Source organism: Mesorhizobium helmanticense (assembly GCF_003034915.1).
Classification (GTDB): Bacteria; Pseudomonadota; Alphaproteobacteria; order Rhizobiales; family Rhizobiaceae; genus Mesorhizobium; species Mesorhizobium helmanticense.
In genome coordinates, this window is the sequence record NZ_PZJX01000131.1 from 1 (window position 1) to 383 (window position 383).

The 383-nt window shown below is 62.7% G+C and carries 1 pseudogene; it reads left to right on the forward strand.

Features of this window, described 5'->3' with window-relative positions:
* Positions 1-96: 96 nt before the first annotated feature.
* A pseudogene (locus tag C9427_RS34610) lies at positions 97-383 on the forward strand (hypothetical protein); the annotation flags it as partial.

Sequence of the window (383 nt, forward strand, 5' to 3'; positions counted from 1 at the left end):
GAGATGCGTGCTGGACCGGAGGACCCCAATAGAAGCGTGTCGGACGCTTTCGCAACATCTGGGCACGCCGGAGTTCAGGCCCCCGCCCCGCCAGTCTTGGCTGCCAGCCAACAGCAGATCCGGCCCTGGCCGGATGCGCTTGACCAGGGCAATCACCTGCCCCCCGAGCGGGTGAACAATGAACATCCCGCGGCTTTGCAGCCAGGGGAGAGGCAGAGGACTGATAATCCGCAAAGCATCGCCATTCAGCAGCCGCTGAGCGAAATCGGCAATTCAGGCGGCCGCATGCCGATGCAGCCCCCCATGCAGCAATTGGGTGAATTGCCATTGCAAGGGGTACCGGTTCAAGGGACAGGGTCCGAACACATCGGAAGGCTGCATGC